We start from the raw sequence: 2111 nt of genomic DNA on the forward strand, positions 1-2111 counted from the left end.
CCGTGATCCTGCTCGGCGACGCGCCCTACTACGCCCGCTATGGCTTCACGGCCGAGACGACCGCCGGCCTGCAGCTGCCGGGGCCGTTCGAGCGCGAGCGCCTGCTCGGCCGCGAACTCACTGCCGGCGCCCTCGACGGCGCATGGGGCATGATCGTGGCCACCGGTGCGATTGAGCGGAAACCGCGCCGCGGGCGCAAAGCGACGCCGGTATCATGCGCGGCCTGACGGCCCGCACAGTACGGGATGGGATCGTCGTCCAGCGTCACCGGACCCTGGTGCCGACGCTGGTCCTGATCGTGCTCGCGATCATGATTGTCCGCGATATCGTCATCAGGCGCTGGAGCGGCCCATCGAGGCCGTCGGACGTCACCTCGCGGTCCTGCTGACCGCGGCTTGGTCCTGGTTCTCGTTACTCTCTGTTGCGCACCTGCAGCAAAAGCCCTTAAACCCCCGGCAAATCCTTCATGAGGTGTCCCATGGCCCGTCGCCTGATTTCCACCGGTTCGCCGTTCGAGAAGACCGCCGGCTACAGCCGCGCTGTTGTCGATGGCGACTTCGCCTTCGTCGCCGGAACCACCGGCTACGATTACACCACCATGACGATGCCGCCGGATGTCACGAGCCAGTCACGCAACTGTTTCAAGACCATCGCAGTTGCCCTGAAGGAGGCCGGGTTCGAGATGGCCGATATCGTCCGCGCGACCTATTACCTCACCGACATCGGTGACGCCGATGCGCATTTCACCGTCTGCGGCGAGGTGCTCGGCGGCATCAGGCCGGCGGCAACGCTGGTGGCCGTCTCCGCGCTGTACAAGCCGGAAATGAAGGTCGAGATCGAAGTCACCGCCAAGCGCCGCGGCTCCTAAAGCGCGCCGCGGCGCCTGATCCATCCATCCGCTTCCGTCAGCACGTTCCGGAGAAACCATCCCATGAGCCCTCCCTCGCAGATCTACGCGAAGATCACCGGTCCCATCGTCATGGTCGGCTTCGGCTCCATCGGCAAAGGCACGTTGCCGATGATCGAGCGGCATCTCGATTACGACAAGTCGCGCGTCACCGTGATCGATCCCAAGGACGAGGGCCGCAAGGCGCATTGCGAGAAGCAGAATGTCCGCTTCATCCAGAAGGCCGTGACAAAGGACAACTATCGCGAATTGCTGACCCCGCTTCTCACCGAAGGCGGCGGACAGGGCTTTTGCGTCAACCTCTCCGTCGACACCGGCTCGACCGACATCATGGAACTCTGCAACGAGCTCGGCGCGCTCTATATCGACACCGTCAACGAGCCCTGGCTCGGCTTCTATTTCGATTCCTCGAAGGGTCCGGAAGCGCGCTCCAATTACGCGCTGCGTGAAGCGACGCTGGCCGCCAAGCGGGCGCGTCCGGCGGGTTCGACCACGGCCGTCTCCTGCTGCGGCGCCAATCCCGGCATGGTCTCCTTCTTCGTCAAGCAGGCGCTGCTTAACGTCGCCGCCGATCTGAAGCTCAATGCTCCCCGGCCGAAGACCAGGGCCGAGTGGGCGGACCTGATGCGCCAGGCCGGCATCAAGGGCATCCACATCGCCGAACGCGATACCCAGCGCTCCAAGAAGCCGAAAGAGCCGGATGTCTTCGTCAACACCTGGTCGGTGGAAGGTTTCCTGTCGGAAGGCGTGCAGCCGTCCGAGCTCGGCTGGGGCACCCATGAGAAATGGATGCCGGAGAATGCGCGCACCCACGAAGCCGGCTGCGGTGCTGCCATCTATCTGATGCAGCCCGGCGCCAACACGCGCGTGCGCACCTGGTGCCCGACCCGCGGCGCGCAGTACGGCTTCCTGGTCACCCACAACGAGTCGATCTCGATTGCCGATTACTTCACGGTGCGTGACGCATCGGGCAAGGCGGTCTACCGGCCGACCTGCCACTATGCCTATCATCCGGCCGACGATGCCGTGCTGTCGCTGCACGAAATGTTCGGCCGCGCCGCGAAGATGCAGGAGAAACATCACATCCTCGACGAGAACGAGATCGTCGACGGCATCGACGAGCTCGGCGTGCTGTTGTTCGGCCACGACAACAATGCCTACTGGTACGGCTCGCAGCTCTCCATCGAAGAGACCCGCAAGCTCG

At 64.2% G+C, this 2111-nt stretch carries 3 protein-coding genes and 1 pseudogene; all 4 read left to right on the forward strand.

The window, feature by feature from the left end; genetic code table 11:
- Positions 1-227: pseudogene (locus WA702_RS04655) on the forward strand (GNAT family N-acetyltransferase); the annotation flags it as partial.
- Entirely contained in the window at positions 215-388 is a 174-nt protein-coding gene (locus WA702_RS04660; RefSeq protein ID WP_425109364.1) for a hypothetical protein, read from the forward strand. The pseudogene WA702_RS04655 and the gene WA702_RS04660, both read left to right, overlap by 13 nt.
- A gap of 90 nt (positions 389-478) precedes the next feature.
- Entirely contained in the window at positions 479-868 is a 390-nt protein-coding gene (locus WA702_RS04665; protein WP_425109365.1) for a RidA family protein, read from the forward strand.
- A gap of 63 nt (positions 869-931) precedes the next feature.
- The coding region (locus tag WA702_RS04670) for a homospermidine synthase (protein WP_425109366.1) at positions 932-2111 on the forward strand (1180 nt) is incomplete at its 3' end.

Source organism: Bradyrhizobium sp., from assembly GCF_049798375.1.
Lineage (GTDB): Bacteria > Pseudomonadota > Alphaproteobacteria > Rhizobiales > Xanthobacteraceae > Bradyrhizobium.